Genomic DNA, 25,296 nt, shown 5'->3' with positions numbered 1-25,296 from the left:
GAATGCGGCCGAACATGTCACTTTTGCTCAAGAAATGGGCAGTTTCGCCGCAGGCCCGGGGCGCGCGACTGCTTGTGTGCCGCCAGGGCTCAGCCCGGCTGGGTGCGGTCCAAAGCGTCGAGAAGCCGCCTGACCGATCCGCCGAGGTTCCATTCGGTGGCCAGGGTTTCGAGTTCGGCGCGGGCCTCCCCGGTGACGGGGTGCAGTTGGGCACCCGCTTCCGCCAGGGAAGGCAGGTCGAGGTCCCGCACAAGGCGTACGACGGCGGGCGCGGCCACAAGGTAATCGGCGGCGGCTTCCAGCTTGGCCCGGACGGGGGACGACAGGCCGCCATGCGGGTCCGCTGCAGCTTCGAGGAGGTTTTCGAGGGTGCCGTACTTCAGGAGCAAGGATGCTGCTGTCTTTTCCCCGATCCCTGCCACACCCGGCAGGCCGTCCGACGCGTCGCCGCGAAGGGTGGCGTAATCCGCGTACTGCTGAGGCAGCACCTTGTACTTCCCCACCACCACGGCTTCGGTCATGACCTCCAAGTTTTTCATGCCGCGCGCCGTGTAAACCACCCGCACCTGGCGGGCGTCATCGCAGACCTGGAAAAGGTCGCGGTCGCCGGTGACAACGTCCACAGGGAGGTCGGCGTGGCTGGCATAGGTGCCCACGACGTCGTCGGCCTCGTGGTCTGAAGCACCGACGACGGCGATTCCAGCCAGGCCGAGTACGCGCCGGATCATGGGAAGCTGCGCCTCAAGGGCGTCCGGCACCACCTCTATGTCGGGGGCGTCCGTGATGGCCTCCGCCACGCGGTGGGTCTTGTAGGTGGGAACAAGGTCCACGCGCCATTGCGGCCGCCAGTCGTCATCCCAGCACGCGATGAGGTGCGTGGCCCCGTAGTCCGTCGTCAGCCGGGCGATCATGTCCAGGAGTCCCCGGACAGCGTTGACGGGCGTCCCGTCGGTGCGGCGGATGGAATCGGGAAGGCCGTAAAAGGCACGGAAGTAGAGGGAGGCGGTATCCAGCAGCATCAGGCGGTCAGGCATACCCTGATCCTGACATGGAATGTCGCCGCCAGGGGGCGGGAGCGGCGCGTCGCCTCTGGCACAAGGAGCGTGTCCGGGGCGAGAATGGCCTCGTGTTCCTTGCATGGAGGGGCCGGGCCAGCGAACCGATAAATGCCGCGGCCCGAAGGATCCAGCGCATCTACCTGACGTTGACGCTGGGCAATACCCTTGCGGCGTCGTTCATTTGGGGCGTTAATACGCTGTTCCTGCTGGACGCGGGCCTCAGCAATTTCGAGGCCTTCGCCGCCAACGCCTTCTTCACGGTGGGGATGGTGATTTTCGAGGTTCCCACCGGTGTCATCGCCGACGGCTGGGGCCGCCGGGTGTCGTTCCTGCTCGGCACCGTAACGCTGGCGGGGTCCACTTACCTCTACTACCTGCTGTGGCAGTTCTCGGCCCCGTTCCCGCTGTGGGCCGTGGTGTCGGTGCTGCTCGGCCTCGGTTTCACCTTCTTCTCCGGCGCGGTTGAAGCCTGGCTTGTTGATGCACTGCGCTACTCGGGGTATGACGGCGGGCTGGAGGCGGTGTTTGGGCGTGGGCAGATGGTCGCCGGCGTCGCGATGCTGGCCGGCTCGGTGGCCGGTGGCGTGATCGCCCAGGCCACGGACCTTGGTGTGCCGTTCCTGGTGCGGGTGGGTGTGCTGCTGGCCATGTTCGCGGTCGCCTTTCGCTTGATGCACGACGTCGGCTTTAAGCCCGAACGATCAACGCACCCCTTGCACGCAACGCGGGTGGTTCTGTCCGCCTCGATCGAGAACGGCCTGAAAATCCCGCCCGTACGGTACGTGATGCTGGCCGCCCCCTTCAGCGCCGGCGTCGGGATCTATGTTTTTTATGCCCTGCAGCCGTTTCTGCTGGAGCTCTTTGGCGACCCCCGCGCCTATTCCGTCGCCGGGCTCGCGGCTGCCATTGTGGCGGGCGCAGAGGTGGTGGGTGGTTGGCTTGCGCCCTACGTCCGGAGCCTGTTCCGCAAGCGCACTTCCGTCTTGATCCTCAGCGGCAGTATCAGCGCAGTGCTTCTGGTGGTGCTCGGATTTACCCGGGTGTTCTGGGTGGCTTTGGTACTGCTGACTTTATGGGCAGTCATCGATTCCGCTGCAACTCCAGTGCGGCAGGCATATGTGAACGACATGATCCCTTCGAAGGAGCGGGCTACGGTGCTCAGCTTTGATTCGCTGATGGGATCGAGCGGCGGCGTAGTGGTGCAGCCGGTGCTCGGCAGAAGCGCGGACCTGTATGGCTATCCCGCGTCGCTGGCCATTGCCGGTGCGGTCCAACTCCTGGCGGTGCCCTTCCTGGTGGCCAGCCGGCGCCAAGGCTCCCCTGCGGACACGGCCAACGCGTCAACGGAGCACCCGGACAAGGGACCGGCCGAGGAGCCGCTCCCCTGACAGTCCACGGAGGAACCGCGGAATTGAGGATAATGGCCGGGACAGTTGTTAGTGCGTGGGAAAGGCGCCGCATGATCGAGATCCTTAACTCCGCAGAACTGGCCAGGGCCAAGGACGCAGGTGCCCTGGTCGCCGACATTTTGCAGGCGCTGAAAAGCCGGAGCACGGTTGGCACCAACCTCCTGGACATCAATCGGTGGACCAAGACCATGATCGTCGAAGCCGGTGCAGTGTCCTGTTACGTGGACTACGCCCCGTCCTTTGGGCGTGGTCCGTTCGGTCACTACATCTGTACGGGCGTCAATGACGCCGTGCTGCACGGGCTGCCACACGACTACACACTTGCCGACGGCGACCTGCTGACACTCGACCTCGCCGTCGCTAAAGGCGGAGTCGCTGCAGACTCTGCCATCAGCTTCATCGTGGGCGGCTCGAAGCCGCTCGAGAGCATCGCGATGATTAACGCGACCGAGCGTGCGCTATATGCAGGAATAGCCGCTGCCGGCCCCGGAGCCCGCATCGGTGACATTTCCCATGCCATCGGCACTGTCCTCAGCGAAGCAGGCTACCCGATCAACACCCAGTTCGGCGGCCATGGCATCGGATCAACCATGCACCAGGACCCGCACGTCCCGAACTCAGGACGGCCCGGCCGCGGGTACACACTGCGCCCCGGGCTGCTGTTGGCACTGGAGCCCTGGGTCATGGCGGACACCGCTGAACTCATCACCGATCCCGACGGGTGGACGCTCCGAAGCGCGACAGGCTGCCGGACAGCGCACAGTGAACACACGATCGCCATCACCAACGACGGAGCCGAAATCCTCACCTTGCCGACGCACACGCCCTCGTGAGGGCACGCTGCTGACCAACGCCACAGGTCAATTGCTTTAGGACGACCAGTTAACCTAGGACGCCCAGTCGGCGTCGCCAAAAGCCCGCCCGCGGAAATGAGCGCGCAGGTACTCCCCGACGACGGCGGCCCCGAGCCCCCCGACGTCGGGCGCGATCACCCTGCCGCCGACCCGCCGGACCATGCGCTGGACGAACCGCTCGAGGCTTGGGTCGTCACCGAGCCGGAAGAACGTCGCCTGTGTGCCCGCCCGCCGGAGCCGGTCCAGCTCGGCGACGGTAATGCGGATGGTTTCCGGGTCCGACGGCCAGCAGAACCACGGCTCGCCCTCGGGCAGCAGATGCGCGGTAGGTTCGCCGTCGGTCACCACCAGGAGGACGGGCTGCATGGACGGGTGCCGGCGGAAGAAACGGCCAGCCAGCAGCAATCCGTGATGCAGGTTGGTTCCCTGCTCCCGCCGGACAGGCAGTGCTGTCAGCTCACCGATATCCATCGACTGTGCGTAGAGGCCGAACGTGATCAGTTCCAGCCGGTCCCCGCGGAAGCGCGTGGAGACGAGGTGGTGCAGGGCCAGGGCAGTGCGCTTCATCGGCACCCACCGCCCCTCGGCGGCCATCGAGAATGACACGTCGACGAGCAGGACGACGGCGGCCTGCGTGCGCGCCTCTGTTTCGCTGACCTCGATGTCGGCCGCCGTGAGCTTGAGTCCGCGGGCGGGGTTCCCGCCGTCGGCCACGGTGCGGCTGATCGCGTTGGTCAGGGTCCGCGTGACGTCCCACGGCTCGGCGTCCCCGAATTCCCACCGGCGGCTGGAACCGGTCTGCTCTCCGGCGGCTCCGGCCACCCGGGTGTCGCGCCTCCCCTGCCGGCCGGACACCTGCTTTGCGGTGTCCCGCAGCAAGGACTTGCCGAGCCGCCGCATCGCCTGCGGAGACAACCGCAGGTCCCCGTCGGCTCCGCGCCGGAGGTAGCCGCCGTCCTGCATGGCCCGTTCGATCTCAGCGAGCGTCCGGGCGGTCACGGCTGCGTCCTGCCCCAGCTGGCGGGCGAGGGCATCCAGGTCCAGGTCGCCGAGGTTTGATCCGTTGTAGGACTGGGACAGCTGTTCGGCCAGCCCGTCCAATTCTGCGATGTCCTGGAGCACGCCGGTGCCGTCGCCCAGGCCCAGGCCTTCCTGGCCCTCAAACCGTTCAGAGCCGGTCCAGTCCTCGCCGGGGCGCAGGGCCCGCAGGCTGGAGTCGAGCTGATCAAGCTGGCCCATCAGCTCGGGCGAGCCGAACGCCTGGGCGGACAGCCGCATCAGCTCATCTCGCTGCTCTGGGGACATGGACTGCAGAAGCCGCTGGGCGGCGGCCGCCCGTTTGGCGAGGGCGTCAATCAGCTCCTCGACCGACTGCGGGTTCTCTGGAAAAAAGCCGCCGTGCCGTGCCATGAACTCCTGGAAGTCCGCATCGGTGTCTTCACCGCGCCGGTGCTTGTCCAGCAACTCGTTGAGGTCCCGCAGCATCCCGGCCACGGCTGCCTTGTCCTCGTCCGTCGCGTTTTCGAGTGCCTGCTTCATCCCGGCGAACCGCTGGTCCAGGACCTCACGGCCCAGCAGGTCCTTGATCCGCTCGTACGCCTCCCGCGCGGTGCTGGACTGCCAGTCGTAGGAGGCGAGCTCATTGACGGCGGCCGCCGTGGACTGCGGCAGGTTCTGCAGCTGCATCTCCCGGAAGGCGCGGTCGTCGTTGTCCATCATGGCGTCCCGGGCGAGCTGCTTGCGTTCCTCCAGCACTGCCGTCTCGAGCAGCTGCTTCACCTCGCTGAGGGTGCCGTCCAGCCGGTGCTGGCCCAGCAGTTCCCTGCGGCGCTGCTGGACGCGGCGGGCGAGATCGTCCAGGCCTTCGCGGTTCCGGCCGCCGCGCCGCAGGAACTCCTGCAGCGCGTGGCGGGGCGAGTAGCCGGCCATCACGTCATCGGCGACGGCGTCCAGTGCCTCTGCGAGGTCAACGGGCGGCGCGAGCGGATCAGGTCCGCCCATGTACCGGCCGTACCGGGCTGAGTGGTTGTGAATGCCCACGGCGCCTCCTGGTTTTTTGCCCGCCCTGCTGCTTCCAGCTGCGCTGCCCGCGCTGCTGTTGCTAGCCGTAAATCGTTTCCTCGTCGTCGGATTCCTTGGAGATCCGGCGGGCGAGGTAAAGGCCCTCCAACGCGAGTTCGATGGCGGCGGCGCGTTGCCCATCGTTGGTTGCTCCGAGGCGGCCGCTGATCTGGTCGTAAAGTCGCGATCCGTTGAGGGACGGCAGGTTTTCGAGGAACTCCTTCGCCGTGACGTGCTCGCCGGTGGTGACGGTGGTGTGGCCGTCCAACGCGGCAACCAGCGGACCAAGGTCGATCCCTTGATAGTGCGCCCGCGCGGCTTCGGCGGTGGCGGTGCGCAGGAGGTGGTCAAGCACAGCCTGTTCACGGCCTTCCTCGCCCGACTCGAACTCAATCTTGCCCGTGAGGACGTCCACCGCCGTGCCCAGGTCAACGATCCGCGCCACGGCTTCGCCCTCCCCGCGTACGCTGGCACGGCGCAAGGCTGCTGCGGCCACGGTTTCGGCCCCCGCTATGCCGAACCGCGCCGATACGCCAGAGGTCTGGTTGATCGCCGGGGACTGCCGGAGCGCACGGGTGTAGCGGGCCAGGATCTCGAGGATGACCGGCGGGACGTCCGCCACCAGCTGCCCTTCCTGCCGGATGACCGCCACTTCGTCGTCCAGCTCAATCGGGTAGTGGGTCCGGATCTCGGCCCCGAACCGGTCCTTCAGGGGCGTGATGATCCGGCCGCGGTTGGTGTAGTCCTCCGGGTTGGCGGACGCGACGACGAGCACGTCCAGCGGCAGCCTCAGCACGTAGCCGCGGATCTGGATATCGCGTTCCTCCATCACGTTCAGCATCGACACCTGGATCCGCTCGGCGAGGTCCGGCAGCTCGTTGATGGCAATGATCCCGCGGTTGGAGCGCGGGACCAGGCCGTAGTGGATGGTCTCCGGGTCGCCCAGGCGGCGGCCCTCCGCCACCCGCATCGGGTCCACGTCGCCGACCAAGTCCGCAACGGAAGTGTCCGGCGTCGCGAGCTTCTCCACGTACCGCTCCGAGCGGTGCCGCCACGCCACCCGCAACCGGTCACCTTCGGTGAGGGCGCGGGCCCGGGACTGCTCCGTGATGGGCTCGTACGGGTGCTCGTTCAGTTCCGAGTCCTCGATCATCGGGGACCATTCGTCCAGCAGCCCGGCCAGCGTGCGCAGGAGCCGGGTTTTGCCCTGCCCCCGCTCGCCCAGCAGGACCACGTCGTGGCCGGCAATCAGGGCGCGCTCCAGCTGGGGAAGGACCGTCCGGCTGAAACCGTACAGCCCCGGCCATGGATCCCGGCCGGCAGCGAGCGCGGCGAGCAAATTGTCGCGGATTTCATGGCGCAGGTCCTTCTGGACATGGCCGGCGGCACGCAGTTCGCCAAGAGTGAAGATATCGGGTCGATCAGTCACCCCTCCAAGGTAATCCCCACGGGTGCCGTGAATCGAGGAAAATTTCAGATCCCCCCGTAAGCCTGGGCAGGGACCCTGTGGTGAGCAGGATCCGCAGGTGCCGACGCGGGAACTGACGCTGCTCCGCGAAGGCCGGGTGGAACTGCTGGCCTCGCCTACCTCCTGAGCGATCACCTCCAGTGGGGCTTCGTGCCGCCAACCGTGATCCGGGACGACCCGCCGCTGGGAATCGGCTCGCTGCAATGGTTCGTTGCCTGCGACTACCGCGAGCACTACTTCACACTTTATGAGGACTCGCCGGAGACGCATGGCGCCCTGTTCCGGATTGCCCTGTTCGACTTCATCACCAACAACACCGACCGCAAGAGCGGGCACGTGCTGCGCGGGCACGATGGACGGGTATGGGGCATCGACCACGGGTTGAACGGCGTGCTGCCGGTTGACCCCACCGGCATGCGCTACCCCTGGCCGCTGGTGTAAAAAACGCAAAGCGCGCCCAGCCCGGCGAACGGACCTGCGGCTAGGCTTGTCACGTGCACCCCAGAGCCGCTGACTGGCCACCCTCCTCTCATGTTTCGGAGCAGGCACCTGGCGTGTTCCTCGTCGAGGGACCAGCCTCGAACTGGATCGTGGTCCGCGACGCGACGGGCTTTATGCTCATCGACAGCGGCTACCCCGCTGATCGTCCCCTGGTGTTAGGATCCATCCGGCACCTGGGACTGAAGCCCGCCGAGGCCCGGGCCGTGCTGATCACCCACGGTCATGTCGACCACACAGGATCCTCGGCACACTTCTCAACCACGTACGGGACACCTGTTCTGTGTGCCCCCGAAGAACTGCCCCACGTCCAGGGCAAGGAAAAGCACCAAGTCACGTTCGGCCAGGTCATGGTCCGCGCATGGCGCCCGCGCGTTTTCCGCTGGATGCTCCACGTCATCAAAGCAGGCGCCCTCACGGCCAAGCCGGCAACGCAGGCCCGGGCGTGGGACGCGGCGACGCTCCTCGGCCTGCCCGGCCGTCCCGAAGCCATCCTGGTACCGGGGCACACGCCGGGAAACGCCGCAGTCTTCCTTCCGGCGGCAGGAGCTATCGCCGTCGGAGATTGCTTTGTCAGCGGCCATCCGCTGACCCGAAAGACGGGCCCGCAGTTGCTTCATCACATGTACCACTCGGACCCGGCCACGGTTTTGGACGCAACGCGCCGCCTGGACGGCGTCCCCGCCTCAGTGGTGCTGCCCGGCCACGGCCCGGCGTTGCGCATGCCCCTGGCCGAAGCCCTGGCTGCGCTTCGCCGTTAGGCCGAGAGGCGCCCTCACTGTCCTGCCGGAATGACCGGCGGGACGAAACTCGAACGTCATCCCCAGGAGCCAGACCAGCAGCAGCACCACGGGCAGGTGGAATACGAATTGCAGGACCGTAAAGCCTACGAGGTGGCGCACGCGGAGCTTCAGCACCGCGGCGGGCAACGGCGCGGGCCAGCAGGCCGCGGCAAGATGAACGCCGTCAGGTCCCAGGAGCCGTTGCCGAAGGAATCAGCGACGGACTGTGGCGAAGCACCGATGGCCAGGGCGGTGACGGCGATGATGACCACACCGGTTCGGCGGGAACCGGTTCATCCGTGCTAACTCTGCGTGCCGCGGACTACTCCAGGGCGTCAGTGTCGGTAGGGGCGGCGCGGTGATCCACCCGGGCAGTGAGTTCATCGATCCGGTCCAGGCCCGAGTTGAGTTGGTGGACAGTCGCCCAAAGGACAGGATGCTCTTCGCGGATTTGCTCAAGGGTGGCACCGGCGGATCGAAGCGTTGCGAGGTCAAAACTGACGTTCGTGCGCGCCCCCGTCACTGCTGCCCGGAGGGCGCCGAAGGCGACAACGATGTCAGCGATAAGCGCCTGGTTTCCGTTGGCAGCGAGCCAGCCAAGGTCTTCAATGGCTTCCATGGCCCGTTCGCCCAACACGGCCGATGCTTTTGCGGCGTTAACGGACGCACGGTGGATCGCGCGGTCGCGCTCCTGCCCTGGTTCGAGGCGGAAGGCTGCGCCGAACGCTTCGGAGGCGGCAGCGTCGTCGTCGGCCAGTTGAAGGGCGGTCTTCCGGAGCGAACGCGCCCGCGCGTGGAGGTCGGTAAGCTGCCCGCCCAAGCCCTGCCCTGGTTCCGTGTAGCCGGCCACCATGGACGCCAGGGACGCGGCGATGGCAAGCATGACCCCCGTTCCTGCCCCTCCGCCCGGCGAACCCTTGGCCTCGGCCAGCGCCTGAGTCCACTCCTCAACCGTTGAGCCCTGCGTTGTCACCGCTTCTGTATCAGTCATGACATCAAGTGTGCCTACTTCCTGGGGCGATCTTGATCAAATTTTGGGCGTACGCAGGCCGATTCCTGATTGTTGTTTAGCAGGATCAAGGCAACAGGCCTCGGCCAAATGAGAGTAAGGTGTTATGTCATGACAACGGATGATCTTCTGTCAGGACTTCCTGGCGGAGGCGAGTCAGACCGGGCAATGCCGTCGATGGGCACCCTGGTGATCCGCACCTGGAACGAACCGGACCAGGCACAGGGGTTCCGTGCACGGTTGACGTACAGTGTGTCCCCCACCGCGGAGCCGGAGGCTGTCTATACGGTTGACCCGGATGAAGTCCTCAGGTTGGTGCGCCAGTGGCTGCATTCCCAGTCGAAGGCTCCCTGAGGGGCTTAGGCACTTCCCTTGTCACCTGCCTGTAAAGCAGTGTCCGCTGCGAGGCGTCGAAGTGCCTCCGACGGCACAAGGCCCATGTCCTCCTTCAACTGCGACTCATACATGTGAAAGGCGCGAAGCGCGGCTGTGTTGTTGCCCTGCCGCCGCTCAGCCTCGATGAGCAGCCCAACAGCGCTTTCATAGAGCGGTTCCAGGGCCAGCGCAGCCTCCGAAGCCTCCAGGGCGGACGCATAGTCACAACGGGCCAGCGACTGGCGGGCAATCAGGTGGTAGGCGTGGAGCCTGTCCTGCTGCAGCCTGTTCTGTTCAAAGAGCACCCAATCCTCATACCAGCCAGGGAGCAAAGCAGAATCCCGTAACTGCTGAAGAAGGAAGGCGACATTCCCGTTGAGTCCGGCACGGCCAAGCTCCCGGATCAGGGCCCGAAGCCTGTGCAGGTCTACGTCCACGTGTTCGTTGAGGGACAGGACCGTCCCGCCGTTGACCAGCAAGCCGGGCACCTGCCGCGAAATGAGGTGCGCTGCAACGCGAAGGCTTTCGAGCGGCCCGGGCTCTGCGATCTCCGGCCACAGCAGACCGCCGAGATAGCTCCGTGGACGGGGACCGTGAATGGCCAGCGCAGTAATCAGCCGTTGCTGCCGCGTGGCGACATGCAGGATCTCGGTGTCCTGGCGAAGTTGCCACGATTGCAGCAGCCTCAACTGAAGACCATAGCCGTCATTGCCCATGGGTACCCCCGAACTCCAGCGCGGGGCTGGAACAGATGCAACAACCACTTTCCGCAGTCCGTGGCGGGCTGTCAATGATCGGTGCCTTCTGAGGGCCGTCTGCCGTAACAGTGCAGTAATGGCTGACCTGCCACGATGCACGGGGAAAAACTAACCAACACTTCCCTTCCGCTCCGTCCGATACGCCTTGGGGCTCAACCCGTGCATCCGCCGGAACTGGTGGGAGGAGTAGAACACCCGTAGAGAGCCGGGTCTGCCCCGATGCCCGGGGGCGTGAGACATACGCGAATGGCATCCGTACATTTACCGCACTCTGTCAATCAGTGGGCCCACCGGACTGCTGGTGAACAGTTAGCTGCTGGCGCATTAATCGGCTCAGGCTTTCGCGCTCATCTGTCTCATAACTAACGATGAGTATCCGAGGCGAATTCCAGTGGTGCCTGCAACACCGGATTTAGTTGACTGGGTTCGAGACTAGCTCGGCGAGGACTTCTGCGGGCGTTCGGTAGCCGTGTCGTTTGCGTGGCCGGCGGTTGAGTTCCGCGGCGACGTTCTCGAGGATTCCGGGCCCGTGGAAGGACAGATCGGTGCTTTTCGGGAAGTACTCGCGGAGGAGCCCGTTGGTGTTTTCGTTGCTGCCGCGCTGCCAGGGCGAATGCGGGTCGCAGAAGTAGATCGGCATACCGGTCGCCATCGTGATTTCCTGATGCCGAGACATCTCCGCCCCTTGATCCCAGGTCGTCGAACGGCGCAGCTGCTCGGGGAGGGTATTCATCGCGGTGATCATCGCGTCGGCGACGGTGCGGGCCGTGTGGTCCCCAGGCAGATGCAGCAACATCACGTATCCCGTAGTGCGTTCGACGAGGGTCCCGATCGCGGATTTCGATGCCGTCGAACCGATGATTAAGTCCCCTTCCCAATGGCCGGGAACGGCGCGGTCCTCGACCTCGGCCGGCCGGTCAGAGATCATCACCATCTCCGGGAACCGTTGCGGGCGAGGACCCTCCGGCCTTTGTGGGCGCCGACTCACCCGCCCGGACCGCAGCGCCGCCGCAACTTCCAGGCGCAAGGATCCGCGGCCCTGGACGTACAAGGCCTGATAGATCGTTTCGTGTGACACCTGCATCTCCGGATTCTCCGGATGCTCCACCTTCAGTCGGCCAGCGACCTGTTCCGGGCTGAACCGGTCGGTGAGCATCGTGGTGACCTGTTCCCGTAACGCTAACCCGTCCAACTTCCGCGGCTTCGGCCTGCGGGCACGAGCCCACGTCTGCTCCTGCGCGAGCGATGGCGAATACCGGTCACTGACGCGGTTCCTCGCGACCTCCCGGCTAATTGTCGACGGAGCCCGGCCCAGAATGGCGGCGATACGACGCACTCCATGGCCCTGGGCAAGCTGAAAGCCGATCTCTTCCCGCTCACGCAACGACAAAAGCCCAGCACGGGGCACACTGAAATCCGGAACCGGCGATGGCAACACCTTCTGATGGTCGCTCAACCACCGGTACGCAGTCGGACGCGACACCCCCGCGGCCTGCGCCGCTACGGCTACCGACAGCCCGGCATCCAGCCCTTCCCAGAACGCTAAACGAACACTCAACGGCGACCACGGCCTGCCCATCGACGACACCCCACAGAATTCAGGGTGTTGCACTCACCACCTGAACTCGCCCGATTCTTGCCAGAAGGTTGCAAGACATAGTTATGAGAATTGCCTTGGCCATCAGGCGTCAAGGATTCGGCCGAAAATCTGTGACAGTGCAGGTGAGGCGTCTATTCGCTCGTTGAGACGTCTCGTTTCCCAAGGGTTATGAGACGGCAAGGCGCCCAGTTGAGAGACGCTCACCGGGAGGCTAACGGACAGGTTCATGCGGGGCATCCGGCCGCCAGGCGCACGTAGGCGAGAACTCGAGGTGCTGCACCCCTTCCATCGACCGGCTAACGGGACGGCTTCGAGACTGGGCCCAGGCGGGACGCCGCCGGATTGGTTCCTTATCGGATGATCAGCGCGCCAAGACGTTGCATCGCGCTTCAGGCGCTCCGGAAGAATCAAGCAGAGCCTTCACTTGCTCTTGATTTGATCAAGAGCATTGATCAACTAGGTCGCAAGGCCTAGCGTCAGGTGTATTGCTCCATGACCAAGTCGGAAGGACACTCCTAAAACCGGGAACCGAAGGGTAAATCGGCATCTTCAGTGCCTTTGCCCTTACTAACAGTCAGCACAAGGCCGAGAGGCTGTCTTGAATTTCTTAAACAAAGAAACCCCCGTTATAGCGATGGTCCCTGCTGCGATGATTGCTGTTGGTCTCTTTTTAGCGACGATAGGAAGCTCGCGTGTTTGGATCCCGATCGTTCTTTCTACCGCCATCTTGTTCAGTGTCTGCAACAACTGGAGGTTGGCCCGAATGAAAAAAATACACGACAATCAAGGGAAGCCAGCAGCGTAGCCCTCTGAAGACAGTTCGCATACTCATCGCCTGAAGACTTTGGCGGTGTGTTTCGACCACCACTGGCGGCAGATCGACCGCTAGGTCGTCGTGCCCCAAGGCCAGGCGCTTGAAACGTCCGATAAACGTTCCCACTCCGGCCGTCTCGGAACCTCTGCGCCTCGAAACCCTAGGGTTTTGAGTCCCAAGTGGAACGGGCAGGAGGTTGAAGAGGCGTAGCGCAAGGAAGTGCCCGCCTTTAGACTCTCGCCATGACAAAGTGGTGGCGGGACCTGCGTCCGCCCATGCGTGCGGCAGTTGTAGGCGTACTCGCCTTTGCCGTCTACCTCAGCGGTATCCTGCTCATATTCAGGGACAGCCTCGACAGCGCACTGTTTAGCGCGTTGTTCTATTCGTTCCTTATTGCTGGAGGTACCTACTTCGCAGAGAAGCGCTTCCGGAGGACCAAGGCCAGGCTGGACGAGCACGGTCAGTCGCTTATGTACCTGCGGTACCCTAACGCCCGGCCCGGTTCCTTGAGTGGCGTCTGGGAAATGGGCATCGCCACGCCGGCACAGGGACGTATCGGCTTCCAACCGGCCGTTTACGACGAATTGATCCCCAGCGGCCGCAGCAGGACTCTCACCGGGCTCAGAGCCACCGACTCACCGCGGCGGAAGGCCAACCGCCACGACAATAAGCATGGTGTGCCGTTCGGCTTCCAGATCCTCACTCTGAACTCAGACGGAGGCATCATCGAAATCGCCGCCGCCCCGGGCACACTGCAGCAGCTCCAGGAAGCCCTCGATTCGGCACCATCGTAGCTCTCTGCCGTGCAGGATCTGCTCAGCTGTGACTTCCGGGGCGCCGCAAGGACCACAGCTAACCTGCGCCGTCTCATAACCTCAGCGCCTCGAATCCTTAGGGATTTGAGACGGCGGGGCTCTGATAACTCATTAGAGGTTCGTGTCTGAGCCACGATGAGGGCTCGCTAAGGAGTGTCGACGTAAGCGGTAGGGAACCCTGACTGGTGATCGGAGGTGCTTCCATCGGGCAGGTGGTCAGACGACCATGGGGTTCCCCCTCCACACTTGTCCCCGGTGTTCGACAGCCTAATGCGAGGGACGACCGATGGGGAGTAGAGGAAAGGCCAGGTTGCATACCTTGCGTTAAGAATTTTCGGCCCGACGGGCTCTTATCCTGATAACCAAAACCAGAATGCCTAGTAAGAGCGTTAGCGTAACTCCTTCGAGGATTATTACCCACTCGTCGAAGTAGATCCCCGCAAGTATCAAGACGAGCCCAATGGCGATCAAGACATACAACATTTTGACCATTTCTCAGACTCCTCTTGATAAAAGTTGCCGATACTAGTGACAAGCTGTCCTCCGCCTGGTGCGGCAAAGAGTTAACCCAAAATCGAGCCTAATCGAAGAGGCCATGCAGTGGCGCATAAATCGGACACGGCTCTGCAAGGGCCATCGGTGCCATTCGGCTTCCGCAAGTCCTGGAGCCACACAGAGCGATCTTTTGGGCAGCCTGCAGGATTGCTGACCCGCTGACGGCGGCCGTCTCCTGGCCACTTCGGTGTCTCGAAACCTCTGCGCCTCGAAACCCTAGGGATTCGAGGCGGTAAGGGGACGACCTACTCTGGCCGCGACTTCATTGGGGCGGAATGCTCAGTACGGGCCAACCTTTTTTCGCCCCTGCGAGACGAGACTGTTACTGCCAACGCGAAGACGACGGCACAGGCCACAGGGACCGACAGGGCATCCGGAGCTACCGGACTGAAGTTTCTAACGATCCGGGCGACGCCCGAACCGAGTGACTGTCCCATGGAGGGTTACTGCATGCGAAGCAACAGGAGCACTGATATTTTCGGGTAGCCCTACTCGTGCGCTTGTTCAAAGCTCCTGTTACCCTGACTGCAGGACCAGCGGTGCGGATGCTTAGCGATGACCGCTGGCGGCGCAAGAGGTGATGACTTGAAGAAGTTCGCAGCTATGGTTCTCGTCTGGTTCCTGGGGGTTCTCGCAGGCGCCGGTATCTTTGCCCTCTTTCCCAATCCAGGCGATAAAAGTTACTGGTCAAGTGTGGCCGGACTGGCCGCTTTTCTCTTGGCAATGGTCGTCGCCAATTGGATACGATCTGAAAGACCCGAACGGGCCCATGCACTTTGGGCAATGGCATCTGCCCTCATCATCCCTGCACTCATCATCACATTCTCGCTCGGGCCTCTCACTGCATTGGGCGGGCTGCTTGGCGGCCTGGTAGTCGCTCTCATCATCACTTGGCCATATCTGGCAGGCAAAGAATCAGTACCGAGGGCTGGCAACTGAGACCGTCCCAAACGCCATTGCAATCATTAGCAACCGGCGGGCGATAGGTTCCGAGTCCCAAGTTTGAGTGAGCCGGGTTCTGTCTGGTCAGGGTTCCACTTTCGCTACACTTCGTTGGTCATGGAGGGAGTGCGTGCTCACAGCCGTGCGTCGACTATTGTCGCCGGCTTCACGATGGGAAACACTGTTCCTACCGGCCGGAGAAGGATCCTCTTACGGACAGCCGATCCTTCTCCAAGTCCAGCTTGACGTGTCTCGAAACCTTCCACGCCTCGAAACCCTAGGGATTTGAGACGGCAGGGCTTTGATAATCCATTAGAGGTTGGTCCTTCGTCCGCATCCAACCACTACCGCCGCGTCTTTAGGATTAGGTATGAGCAAGCCTGCGCGAATGATCACACCGCTCCTGGCCTTCTTCCTTGCAGGCTGCGCGGCCGCTGGTTCATCTTCGGATTCGTATCATCGAACCAGCAGCCATGATGAGTCTTGGAATGTCGGCGCAACTCACCCTCGATACGACACACTTGCTCCCTGCGAGGGGGACCCCAGTGTCGAAAACGCCATTGTGAGCGCCGACCTGCCCTCCTCGCATCTCGGCATGAAACTTCGGCCGAATTCGACCGAGGAAGACGCAATTCGTGTAGCCGAATGTCTAGCGGAAACTCTGACAAGTGGTGAGATATGGATTGCTTCGCCCCGCTGATATCCAGTTCTCAGGGTTCCGTATGCGGGGCGGCCGACTCCTCTTCAGATAGGCCATTCGGTGTCTCGAAACCTCTCCGCCTGAACTCGCCACCCTAGGGATTTGAGACGGCAGGGCTTCGATAACCCATTTGAGGTTCCCTAGCGAATAGCCCGCCATACGGGTCCTCTCTCTGCCGGTCGCGCTATCCGAACAGACGAACCAGGCTGGCTGCACTTCCGAGGACCGCTCCGAACAGAAATCCCGCGCCTATGAGCATGTACCAGAAACCAAGTCCCTTGAGCGCGGGACCATCGGCAAGAGTAAAACCTTGCGCACCTATTCCTTTGCTTTCCTTGTAGAACCTCGACCAAGCGCTTGTCGTGCCATTGACGTCCCGGAAAACGCACCAGCCGAAAAGGCCTAAGAAAATTCCTGCCGCGCCCATACCGATGAACATCACCCAGTCCAGGCGGTGACCGCCCCGACAAGGAAGGTCCCTGCGAACAAGACAGCAAACCACTGTTCAAATGCCCTCGCGGGTTGAGGCAATTCAGTGAATAGTCGCTTGATGAGTCGGATGGTTCTAATGATTTTCCTCCATAACTCACTCCTGGAATCTGGCGTGAACGGCTTCCACCGGCCTTGTGCTGATCCTGCTTGGTGTCGTGCCCTTTTGCAATAGACGGTCCAGACGACGGTTTATCAAGGGGAGCGCGTGAGTGCCGTTAGGGTTCCATCTGAGGGGCGGTCGGCTCGTTCTCCTAATCCAATTCGGTGTGAGAGAAAGAGCAGGCCGCCCCTCAGGCGGAACCTCCTATGAGACAACGCTGGGCGGCTCGGAACTATCGTTAGTGAACGTATACCCGTCAGTTCGGTACTACCGGTTTGGCAGTCTGTCTGGGGGCTTCAGGGAAGTAGTTCTTTTCGGTGGGGCCTGTCGCCACTTCTCCGTTGTTAGCTGCGATAACGAACTCTCCAACTACTGTTTTGCCCGTTGCGTCGTAGACGGGGACTGAGAATGATTTCCCTTGTCTGGCCTCCTGCCAGGCCAAGGCCTCCTCCGGACTTTTGAATGTCCTACTTGCTGCCGTTCCGTTGGCTTCTTCCAGCTCGGTTCTGTATACGTAGCCAGGGGTTCCATTGCTGGCTATGACTGCGACCATGTCCGGTGTGCCGTTCTCGTTTTCGGCCCCGTAAGTGTCGCCGTCAGTGTTGGTTGCCCAGTCTGTTATTTCCACATTGACGTACTTGGCGGTCAGCTTCCATTTGTTCTCGGGCTCGGTCCTGAAGGTCACGCTGTGTTGTCCCGGAGCGAGCTGGACCAGATACCCCGACCAGGCTCCGGGCGTGCCGACGTCTTCCGCCGAGCACCTCCCGCCGGAGCCGTCCTGGTACTGGAAATACCCGGGGGTAAGGCAGGTGAAGTCCATCTGGATGCCGGTGGTACCCGCTGGCGGATCGCCGAGTTCTACGGTGGCGGATCCCTGATATGTGGTTTCGGGGACGGGCGTGGACAGGGGTGAGACCTGTGGGGAGCCCGGAACGACAAATAGGCCGGCAGCGGTCGCCCCGACTCCGCCCAAGATTCCAGCTCCGGCCAGAATACCTACGCCCAGCCACACACGGGTGCGTTTCTTTTGACGGACAGGGGATGTCCTTTCGACCTGTGCGACTAGCTCAGCGCGCAGGGCCTGACTGAACGTATCGTCGACGTGAAGCTGGTTCATGACCGGTCTCCTTCCAATGCTGGCGCAGGCTGCAAGGCCCCGTTGATTGCCGTCTTCATTCGCTGCCGCGCCCGGTGCATACGGGACTTTGCAGCCGCCGGTGTCAGACCCAGCACGGCTGCAGCTGCGGCGACGGTGTACTCCTCGAAGACGACCAGGCTCACCAACTGCAGGTCCTCCCTGTTCAGCGTTGCAAGTGCTTTGGCGGCGTCCCTGTCCATTTCAGGCTGTAAAAAGAAGTCATCGCTGGCGTTTGTGATCTCATCTCCCCGAGGAAGGGAATCGAGGAGCCTACGGTAGCGGAACGCCGCACGCTTACTGTTGCGGGCCACATTCGTCGTTGTGACGAGGAGCCACGGAAGAACAGACCCATCAACAAGCCGGACCTTTAGCCGGCGGCGCCACAATTCCAGAAACGCCATAGACAAAATGTCCTCAGCGTCGTGCCGCTGCCCGGACAACCGGTAAGCGTGGCGGAAGACCCGGTCTCGGTGCCGGTCAAACAGCAAACCGAAAGCGTCACCCTCGCCTTGAAGGCTTCGTTCCCACAGCCCGCCGTCATCGGCTTCAACGTTCCCCATGCCCTGTATTGTCCGGGAACTCCCAAAAGGTTTCACAAAGCAGGAGATTTTCTCAATAATCTTTGATCGGGTAAGTGCTACGCGGCCTGAGCATTTAAGTTGAAGGAACAGAAGTCGCTCGGTTCCCGCGGATTTGAACGACTGATTGTCCGAAAGCGGACCGTCCGCACCTCGTCCCGTAAGCCGGTCCCATTCGGGTCCGATGGAAGGCGACTCCCTCGATCCTGTAAGCCTTAGTGGTGGTCGGCGCCGGAAAGCCCGTTAAGACCTGCCCGATTTATCGCTCTGGCAAGATCCCCCAACTGGCACCACCGACCGTCTCATATCCCTAGGGATACGAGACGTCGTAGCTGGTCAAGGAGCCCTCGGTCAGGCAAGATGACCATCAGGCCGTCACGTCCTGCACCGTGGTGGCGTGATACATGAGGGAGGTTGGCGAGTGTTTGGGTTAGGTCCCATGCCAGTGACACATAAACGTCTCATGATCGTTGGGACGCTGCTTCTTTTCGCAGGGGCAATGACGCAGCTGGTTATCCACGTGGTATCTGGTGGTGGGAACTGGCCCTACTACTTGTTCGGAGTCGCCGTAACACTCACGCTGGTCCTGCTCGTGCAAAGAACGCCAACCAAAGGAGACACACGATGAGGACGCTCGGGCTCGGTATGGTTGCGGTTTTCGGGCCCGTGTTTTTTGCCCTGGTCTTTTATCTGCTGGTTGACAGACTAAGAACAGGCGAGCTCTTTCGTCAGCGGAAAGTGAAGTACGCGGCGTTTGGTGCGGGCGTCCTCGCTGTCGTCGGCGTCATGATTCTTTCAACCGATTGACCTCGGGAGGGGTAATCCCCCAATGGCATCGCCCGCCTCCCGGTGGTCATAGCGCCCCCTTGGCGGTACGGGACGGGAAGCCGCGCCGCTGTTACGCTGACGGCACGGCTAGCCGTCTGACGGACGCTTGGGTCCACCCACGGCGGCCAAACGAGGAAAATTGGCTCTCATTTGAGGCACAAGAGGTGAGCCTTACCGATATTGAGGAGACAAAGCATGCGCGCTAGGAAGTTGGGTTTAATTCTTCTCGCTGGCGGGATTGCGCTTTTCGCCATTATCGGCATTATTCAATTCTTCCGGGGTGACCTTCTCAGCAGCGGAATAAATGTTTTGTGCTCCCTTTTGGCCGTAGCGGCCCTCCTTTACGTAAGGAAAGCACCTACCCACTAGCGACTGGACGCTCCCTGACCAGCTTCCCCTTGCACCTACGGGACTGGCCACCTCCAGCAGCAGTTCGACGGGTACCGTTGCTTCATGCCGCTTCAATCTAAGAACCGACTGACTTTCCAGATGCGGACGTCTGCTCTCGGTCCTGATGGCGCCGTCCTCGACCCTGATGAGCCGGCTCTCGACCAGATGGAGTTTTTGGACATTGTCGTCGACGGCAAACCGCTAAGGGACACGCTGCACGTCAGGTCGGAGGACGATCGACCGGCGCAGCACACGACGTTCCTCCGTGAAGCCCGACCCGAACTTGCTATCCCTCAAATCGACCGTTGGTTAGGCAGAATCAACGGAGACTTTGATGACGGACGCATTGCCCTCTTCGTCTGTCCCATTTGTTCGGATCTGGCGTGCGGCGCACTGACCATGGAATTGCGGGCTACTGCCGACACTATCTCCTGGTTACACCTTGGTTGGCAGGATGGCATCACTGATGGGCCCCAGCCCTGGCTTCTCCCTGAACAGAGTCTTTCCTTCGAGCGGACGACCTACGAAACCGAGCTGCTCGCACTTCGGGATCACTTTACGAGCCTGATCAAGCCGGGGTGGCGCCCATTCTCTGCTTCCGATGGGCGCCACACAATTCTCGACAGGATCAGAAATCGGTTCACGAAGACTCACTAGAACGAACAAATTTTAGATCCTGATCGATGACTTTTCGGTACTCGGGTCGGGGGTATCACCATCCGGCCCAGTCAGGGTTCCCTATCCAACTCGGCGTCTCGAAACCTTTCCGTCTCGAAACGCTAGGGTTTCGAGACAAGCTGGACTGCAACGGTTAGGGCACCCCGGATTCTGTTGATCGAAGCAACACCCGATAAGGGAGTTCCTTCGATGTACCAACAGTTCGATTCGCCCACCGGTGTCAGGTTTCTTGCTCTCATCAAGGAGGGCAAGAGTTTCAGAGAATCAGTACGGGTGACCGGAATCGGTAAGGAGACCGGTTATCGGTGGCTGCGTGATGAGTACCTCAGATTCCGCAGTAAAGGACGCGATCATGCGGCAGCCCAGACAGAACTGGGGTTCACCTCACGCAACGCCGAGGAATGGAATAAACGCTTCCTAAGAGGCGCCGGCCGCCATCATTTCCAGGTAGACCCAGCGGTTGAAGAAGCGTTCTGGTCCTCCTACTCGACCGGCGTGAGCGTAGGGGCCGCTACCGCATCGGCAGGCGTGAAGCATACAACCGGTTACCGGTGGGTTTACCGCCGTTTCGTCCTCTTGCGAAGCAGGCTCCCGTTGGCCGAGGTTGTAGAGGCTCTACGACTCTCCCCGGGGACCTCCGTTAGTTGGGAAACCCAACGGAGACAAGAGCGGGAAGCCGAAAAAGCGCGTCTGCAGAAAGCCGAGCGGGACGCAATCCGGACCGCGAGGATCATTGCCGAGAGAACGGCAGCTCCTTTGTCACCAGCACAAAAGCGGCGCGCTTTACGGGAGACACGATATTGGGAGTTGGTGGGCTCCGGTGCATCCAACGCTGCGGCCTGCAGGATGTTGGGCGTGAGTAGGGTTATCGGGACGAGGCTTCGAAGCCAGCGGGCGGCGCAGCCCCCAGGACAGACCCGGCTGTCCTCCGGGCGGTATCTGTCGCTTCGGGAACGGCTGCAAATCGCGGATCTGCTCCGGTTGGGCTGTTCCCTGCAACGCATCGCCCGAGAACTGGGGCGTGCCGCGTCAACAATCAAGCGCGAGCTGGACCGACACCGGGACGAGCAGGGCCGATACCTGCCCCACACCGCTGACCATAACGCCCTATTGGGCCGCAAGAGGCCGCGGGAGAGAAAGCTAAAAACGAACCGGCGCCTTCGCGCGCTCGTGCAAAACAAACTCAACCGGAACTGGTCCCCGGAACAGATCTGCGGGTGGCTCGCCCTGCGATTCCCCACAGAGCCGGTCCTGCGCCTATGTCCGGAGACGATCTACCGGGCGCTGCTCTTCAATGACGATGGCGGCCTGGATAAGAAATACCGTGACCGGCTTCGCACCGGCCGCAAGATCCGTAAACACCGCTGGCGGACCAGTTCCGGCCACGGCGCTACGGTGCAGAACATGACCATGATCGACCAGCGCCCGGCCGAGGTCGAAACCAAGACAGAGGCCGGCCACTGGGAAGGCGATCTAATCGTCGGGACTGGGTCGACCTCCGCCATGGTGACGCTGCGCGAACGCAAGACCCAGTACGGCATCATCATCAACCTGCCCACCGACCACACCGCTGCGACGACCAATAAGGCCATCACCGCAGCTTTTGAGACCCTACCCGCTCGCCTGAAACGGACCTTGACCTGGGACCAAGGCGTGGAAATGGCCCGCCACCAGGAATTGGCGGCTGCCACCGGACTCCGGATCTACTTCGCTGAGCGATCAAGCCCTTGGCAACGCGGCGCGAACGAAAACTTCAACGGGCTGGCCCGCCAATACTTTCCCAAAGGCACCGATCTGTCCAAGCACCCCGATGAATACGTCAGTACGGTCTGCAAAGAGCTGAACACCCGACCCCGCAAGACCCTGGGTTATCTCACTCCAGAAGTGCTATTCCAGACGGAAAGGCGCTCTGGCCGTTCGTTGGCTGAGTACACTCAGATGCAGTCGGCGCCGACGAAGAGGTGATGAATTGAGCACGAGATCGAAAAAGATCATGGTCATGGTTTTTGCCTGGATCGTGGGAGTCGGGGCAGGTGCCGGCATTTCTGCTCTGTTTCAGAACCCAGCGGATAAAGGGTACTGGTCAAGCGTCGCACTCCTTGCCGCTGTTCTGCTGGCAATGATGGTCGCCACCTGGGTACGGAATGACAGGCCGACTATGCGTCACGGGCTTTGGGCAATAGCACTGGCCCTCATCATTCCGGCGATCATCCTTGCACTCTCATTTGGAACCGGGCCCGCACTTGGTGCCGTCGCGGGGGGTCTAACGGTCGCGCTCATCATCACCTGGCCATACCTAACGGACAAGGGAACAGCATCCAATATTGGCAGCTAAGCAGGGCAGAACAGCTGCCCACTTAACTCCCTGCTGAAGCGCTGTTCCAAACGCAAAGAGGTCACTCCGTTCCGCCTTCTGCGTACAGTAAGAGACAGCCGACAGCCGTGCCACAGTTATCCATTGTTGCGTCGATCCCTAGAATCCGCCGCACCTTCACCGTGCATATCATCGTGCGGGGTAAACGTGCGCAGGGAGGCTAGCAACGGCGCCGAGGGAAGAATCTTGCCTGGCTACGCGCTCGGCCACCCTTCAGTGCACACAACTATGGCCTATCGATATTGGCAAGATTCTGTGTTTGGCTGTTCTCATGTCAGGGTCAGCCACTTCGAAGCTAGAGGGATTTAGCCCACGACTCGTCAAAATGCTTCTTTTTGTTGTGGCGCCACTTCTTGCCGGACTCGTGACCATGCTTACCGGCAGCCTCACACCGATAAGTACCATGAGCGTCGTCTATGTGGTTCCCACCTTTGTTGTCTTACCCAAGTTGGGGAATCGTCTGGACTTAGTGCCCCAGGGCCGTGCAACGCATCTGGGTCCCGTCAATCGATGGTGGAGTATTCGGCGAAGGTGGGGCTTCTATGCCTCATTCTCCGTGCTCACCATGATCGGACTTGCCTTCCTCCGGTCCGCGATAACCAACACCTGGGGCGGCGGCGACATCCTCCTGGCACTCCTTTGCTCCATTCCGCTCTTCGTTATTCTGCGCAAGCCGCCGCATGTAGTGGACGGCTTCGGAGCCAGGAGATCTCCTAACTCAGCCAGTAACTAGCTCGTTAGACGGGCAGTTCTGAAGTCCGCCCGGTGAAGGATCGGCTTCCGGGCGCTTACGCGCACCGAACACACAAGCTCCGCTATGTAGGGGAGTCCCACATTCTGGGAGACAGCACAAACGTCTACTGGCGCTGCCTAGGAGGAGGAGCGTCTGCTACCCCATCGCCAGGTCCATGCTCGACGAGCGGGCCTGATGTGCCGCTGATGCGGGTACCCTGCTCAGTCGTGGCGGCCATTACCAGCACACCAAACTCGAAGCCGGAGTACCTCGTCCGTTTTAATAGGCCGACTTTCGGTTCAGCATGCGCGCCGGGCCCGACTGCCGACACGAAGACATCGTTCTCGTCACCACTGGCGGTGAAGGCCACCCGGCGTTCAAATATTTCCGACTCGAAGCGGGCGCGTAGCTCTATAACGAATTTGCCACCGACCTCCACATCAGGATGCAGAACACCCAGGCCGCCCATACTGACTTCGCCGGCGACTTTCAGAGTCCCGTCAGCTTGGCGGACCCATATCCTCGCGTGACCTTCCCGAACCTTGCCATCTTTCATCCATGAGACGTCATCGCGCGGATAACATCCCAAGGTCACCTCGGCTGCCTTCACAACATCCGCTCCTTTCCAAAGCTATTGCACACAACGTTACGACGTTCGTTCGCATAAGGCGCCGGTGGAATCGGTGCCCGGTAAGGGATCGGCTACTGGGACATCGGCTGACAGCTACCAGGGCGCAAAGGGCGTGTAGGTGTCAGGGGCTCCCTTCGCTTTCTCGTGAGCTCGAAATACGTGTGGGCCTGACCGGCGGCCGAAAACGGTTGTCTCGACGCGCGCCTTCCGAGTCGTCTCGGTGAACGCGACCATACGTCCCAAAGCAATTGCCTCTGCGAGCTCGACAAGGGTTTGGAGTCGAGCATCTGCGCCATCTTGATCAGATACAGGCCCGAAGAGATCGAAGTACCCGCTGGAGAAACCGATCTGGATGTCCATTCCGCTCGCCTCCCAGCAAATATCGAGGATGCTGGCCCCGGCAGCTTCAGGCCTCCACTCGAGAAGAACATCCTCGGGATACATCGGATCCGGGCGCTGCATCATCGGTACATGCGCCGGAAGCACCGCGGACAAGGCAGCGACCAAGTCAGCGATCTCGGTCCTGATTGGGCTCATTGCTGGGGATCGCCGACCAAACAGCCTCATAAGCTCACCCTACCGCCCGGGAATTGGCGTGGACTTGAAGCGATGATGCCGCTGTGGAAGCTACAAGCAGTGTCCAATAAGGGAACCCTCAGCGTAGGCGGGTAGTGCGGTGTTCAAGAGATCCAAAGGACAGAGAGATCTCATCATGAGAGACGACCACTGTCTTGGTGTCGCCGAGAACCCACTTGGATTTGATCACCTTGCCCCTTCTGATCCAGTCCTCGCGGACCAGTGGACGGTGAAGCTGATCCTTCAGCCACGCGGTGGCCTTCTCCGCACATACCTCTGGTGAAAGCTCAACACCTTCGACAAGGAGGTCGCCCTCGTCATGGCCTTGCCCCTCTAGCAGGTGATCATCGCCCCACTCTCCACTGACCCGTGGAGCGCCGGCCTGATCAGGCCAGTATGCAATCTGAAGAGTGCACTGATTGTTCGGCACCACAACGCCAGGCACCTGAAGAACAATCAACAACGGAATCAGCCTGCTGACCACTTCGAACGCATCAGGGCCAGCACCAGGGATTCCCCACTGGTCCACATTTTCGGCGAATCGATGCACGAAGGACTGACCCTCAGGAGACTGCGGCTCGCGCCCGGAGAGCCGTGCGGGTTGCTTCATGAATGGATCCTATTATGTCTCCAATCGCCGCACGTAAGCCGATGGGTTAACGCTCGTCCATGAGTGTCGTCTCTAGGATTGCCCTGATGCAAGAATCGCCGTATGGATCAGGATGAGCGGCACAGCGAAGAATTGATGATCCTCGACGCTTTGGTGCAGGCGATGGATCGGCGCGACGAGGTCTTCCAGGTGATTGAGGATTCAGAGGACGTGGACGAAGCAATCCGTCGCGTGGGTCAACTGTTGGGCGTGGGAACGGTGGGCAGCCGGGCAGTCCTAGATTTGCAGGCGAGAAGATTTACCCGAGGCCAGCGTCAGGCCAGCGCTTCTCGGGCAGAAGAACTCAGGTCGATGTTGAACGATGGAAGCTGAGCTGGCTGCGCGCGATCAGCTTACGGTTGGTCGTCCTGGCATCGCTCCACAGCTCTCAGTGCAATGAAGTGCGACCGCCTAACGGGCGGAGCTGAGGG

At 61.7% G+C, this 25,296-nt stretch carries 25 protein-coding genes; 14 read left to right on the top strand and 11 right to left on the bottom strand.

The features are described from left to right. Nucleotides 1-89: 89 nt before the first annotated feature. Nucleotides 90-1,034 carry a 5'-3' exonuclease gene (locus M1E07_RS10145; protein ID WP_461190081.1) on the bottom strand — a complete coding sequence of 315 codons (945 nt, stop codon included), beginning with the start codon at nt 1,032-1,034 and terminating at the stop codon, nt 90-92. A 128-nt stretch (nt 1,035-1,162) separates the two neighbouring features. Here M1E07_RS10145 and M1E07_RS10140 point away from each other — a divergent pair, with 128 nt between their 5' ends. Continuing rightward, on the top strand, nt 1,163-2,446 hold the full coding sequence (locus tag M1E07_RS10140; RefSeq protein ID WP_461190371.1) for an MFS transporter: 1,284 nt from the start codon (nt 1,163-1,165) through the stop codon (nt 2,444-2,446). A 71-nt stretch (nt 2,447-2,517) separates the two neighbouring features. Beyond that, nucleotides 2,518-3,300, top strand: coding sequence for a type I methionyl aminopeptidase (map, locus tag M1E07_RS10135; protein ID WP_461190080.1), 783 nt, complete (start codon nt 2,518-2,520; stop codon nt 3,298-3,300). A gap of 54 nt (nt 3,301-3,354) precedes the next feature. Here map and M1E07_RS10130 read toward each other — a convergent pair whose 3' ends face one another. After that, nucleotides 3,355-5,361, bottom strand: a complete 2,007-nt coding sequence (locus M1E07_RS10130; protein ID WP_461190079.1) for a vWA domain-containing protein — start codon at nt 5,359-5,361, stop codon at nt 3,355-3,357. A gap of 61 nt (nt 5,362-5,422) precedes the next feature. Further along, the gene (locus M1E07_RS10125) at nt 5,423-6,811 is read right to left on the bottom strand and encodes a sigma 54-interacting transcriptional regulator (protein ID WP_461190078.1); all 1,389 of its coding nucleotides are present in this window, start codon (nt 6,809-6,811) and stop codon (nt 5,423-5,425) included. A 189-nt stretch (nt 6,812-7,000) separates the two neighbouring features. Here M1E07_RS10125 and M1E07_RS10120 point away from each other — a divergent pair, with 189 nt between their 5' ends. The 3 genes from M1E07_RS10120 (at nt 7,001) to M1E07_RS10110 (ending at nt 8,436) form a co-directional block, all read left to right on the top strand. Continuing rightward, on the top strand, nt 7,001-7,291 hold the full coding sequence (locus tag M1E07_RS10120) for a hypothetical protein (RefSeq protein ID WP_461190077.1): 291 nt from the start codon (nt 7,001-7,003) through the stop codon (nt 7,289-7,291). Between the two features lie 113 nt (nt 7,292-7,404). Beyond that, on the top strand, nt 7,405-8,109 hold the full coding sequence (locus M1E07_RS10115; RefSeq protein WP_461190076.1) for an MBL fold metallo-hydrolase: 705 nt from the start codon (nt 7,405-7,407) through the stop codon (nt 8,107-8,109). Between the two features lie 30 nt (nt 8,110-8,139). Continuing rightward, a complete protein-coding gene (locus M1E07_RS10110; protein WP_461190075.1) occupies nt 8,140-8,436 on the top strand; it encodes a hypothetical protein in 297 nt (98 codons plus the stop codon). A 16-nt stretch (nt 8,437-8,452) separates the two neighbouring features. Here M1E07_RS10110 and M1E07_RS10105 read toward each other — a convergent pair whose 3' ends face one another. Then, nucleotides 8,453-9,121, bottom strand: coding sequence for a cyclodeaminase/cyclohydrolase family protein (locus tag M1E07_RS10105; protein ID WP_461190074.1), 669 nt, complete (start codon nt 9,119-9,121; stop codon nt 8,453-8,455). A gap of 129 nt (nt 9,122-9,250) precedes the next feature. Here M1E07_RS10105 and M1E07_RS10100 point away from each other — a divergent pair, with 129 nt between their 5' ends. Then, complete coding sequence (locus M1E07_RS10100; RefSeq protein WP_461190073.1) at nt 9,251-9,493, top strand: hypothetical protein; 243 nt, start codon at nt 9,251-9,253, stop codon at nt 9,491-9,493. Nucleotides 9,494-9,498: 5 nt separating this feature from the next. Here the strand turns inward: M1E07_RS10100 and M1E07_RS10095 are convergent, their stop codons facing one another. Both M1E07_RS10095 and M1E07_RS10090 read right to left on the bottom strand, forming a co-directional pair. Further along, complete coding sequence (locus tag M1E07_RS10095; RefSeq protein WP_461190072.1) at nt 9,499-10,305, bottom strand: AfsR/SARP family transcriptional regulator; 807 nt, start codon at nt 10,303-10,305, stop codon at nt 9,499-9,501. 379 nt (nt 10,306-10,684) lie between these two features. Beyond that, the gene (locus tag M1E07_RS10090) at nt 10,685-11,851 is read right to left on the bottom strand and encodes an IS30 family transposase (RefSeq protein WP_461190370.1); all 1,167 of its coding nucleotides are present in this window, start codon (nt 11,849-11,851) and stop codon (nt 10,685-10,687) included. Between the two features lie 1,077 nt (nt 11,852-12,928). Between M1E07_RS10090 and M1E07_RS10085 the strand changes: the two genes are divergently transcribed. Continuing rightward, on the top strand, nt 12,929-13,480 hold the full coding sequence (locus M1E07_RS10085) for a hypothetical protein (protein WP_461190071.1): 552 nt from the start codon (nt 12,929-12,931) through the stop codon (nt 13,478-13,480). Nucleotides 13,481-14,641: 1,161 nt separating this feature from the next. Further along, the gene (locus M1E07_RS10080) at nt 14,642-14,995 is read left to right on the top strand and encodes a hypothetical protein (RefSeq protein ID WP_461190070.1); all 354 of its coding nucleotides are present in this window, start codon (nt 14,642-14,644) and stop codon (nt 14,993-14,995) included. 887 nt (nt 14,996-15,882) lie between these two features. On the opposite strand, the gene M1E07_RS10075 is transcribed toward M1E07_RS10080, so the two are convergent. The 3 genes from M1E07_RS10075 to M1E07_RS10065 all read right to left on the bottom strand — a co-directional run bounded on the left by M1E07_RS10075 (nt 15,883) and on the right by M1E07_RS10065 (nt 17,988). Continuing rightward, nucleotides 15,883-16,137, bottom strand: coding sequence for a hypothetical protein (locus tag M1E07_RS10075; RefSeq protein ID WP_461190069.1), 255 nt, complete (start codon nt 16,135-16,137; stop codon nt 15,883-15,885). A gap of 409 nt (nt 16,138-16,546) precedes the next feature. Then, entirely contained in the window at nt 16,547-17,407 is an 861-nt protein-coding gene (locus M1E07_RS10070; RefSeq protein ID WP_461190068.1) for a peptidase M56 family protein, read from the bottom strand. Next, nucleotides 17,404-17,988 (bottom strand): RNA polymerase sigma factor, encoded by a 585-nt coding sequence (locus M1E07_RS10065; protein WP_461190067.1) that lies wholly within the window; start codon nt 17,986-17,988, stop codon nt 17,404-17,406. Before M1E07_RS10065 ends, M1E07_RS10070 begins: the two co-directional genes overlap by 4 nt. Before the next feature lie 642 nt (nt 17,989-18,630). On the opposite strand from M1E07_RS10065, the gene M1E07_RS10060 reads away from it, so the two are divergent. From M1E07_RS10060 to M1E07_RS10040, 5 genes are all read left to right on the top strand, one after another. Then, nucleotides 18,631-18,813 carry a hypothetical protein gene (locus M1E07_RS10060; protein ID WP_461190066.1) on the top strand — a complete coding sequence of 61 codons (183 nt, stop codon included), beginning with the start codon at nt 18,631-18,633 and terminating at the stop codon, nt 18,811-18,813. A 474-nt stretch (nt 18,814-19,287) separates the two neighbouring features. Beyond that, nucleotides 19,288-19,881 carry a hypothetical protein gene (locus M1E07_RS10055; RefSeq protein WP_461190065.1) on the top strand — a complete coding sequence of 198 codons (594 nt, stop codon included), beginning with the start codon at nt 19,288-19,290 and terminating at the stop codon, nt 19,879-19,881. A 210-nt stretch (nt 19,882-20,091) separates the two neighbouring features. Continuing rightward, nucleotides 20,092-21,867 (top strand): IS30 family transposase, encoded by a 1,776-nt coding sequence (locus M1E07_RS10050; protein ID WP_461186785.1) that lies wholly within the window; start codon nt 20,092-20,094, stop codon nt 21,865-21,867. 4 nt (nt 21,868-21,871) lie between these two features. After that, nucleotides 21,872-22,237 (top strand): hypothetical protein, encoded by a 366-nt coding sequence (locus tag M1E07_RS10045; RefSeq protein WP_461186784.1) that lies wholly within the window; start codon nt 21,872-21,874, stop codon nt 22,235-22,237. 604 nt (nt 22,238-22,841) lie between these two features. Beyond that, complete coding sequence (locus tag M1E07_RS10040; protein ID WP_461190064.1) at nt 22,842-23,009, top strand: hypothetical protein; 168 nt, start codon at nt 22,842-22,844, stop codon at nt 23,007-23,009. 124 nt (nt 23,010-23,133) lie between these two features. Here the strand turns inward: M1E07_RS10040 and M1E07_RS10035 are convergent, their stop codons facing one another. Both M1E07_RS10035 and M1E07_RS10030 read right to left on the bottom strand, forming a co-directional pair. Continuing rightward, nucleotides 23,134-23,619, bottom strand: coding sequence for a hypothetical protein (locus M1E07_RS10035; protein ID WP_461190063.1), 486 nt, complete (start codon nt 23,617-23,619; stop codon nt 23,134-23,136). Between the two features lie 676 nt (nt 23,620-24,295). After that, nucleotides 24,296-24,826 (bottom strand): hypothetical protein, encoded by a 531-nt coding sequence (locus M1E07_RS10030; protein WP_461190062.1) that lies wholly within the window; start codon nt 24,824-24,826, stop codon nt 24,296-24,298. Nucleotides 24,827-24,928: 102 nt separating this feature from the next. On the opposite strand from M1E07_RS10030, the gene M1E07_RS10025 reads away from it, so the two are divergent. Further along, on the top strand, nt 24,929-25,198 hold the full coding sequence (locus tag M1E07_RS10025) for a DNA gyrase subunit A (protein ID WP_461190061.1): 270 nt from the start codon (nt 24,929-24,931) through the stop codon (nt 25,196-25,198). The last annotated feature ends 98 nt before the right edge of the window (nt 25,199-25,296 follow it).

The organism is Arthrobacter sp. Z4-13 (assembly GCF_054792705.1).
Note: the sequence above shows the minus strand (reverse complement) of the source record. Positions and strands in the feature narration are given on the sequence as shown.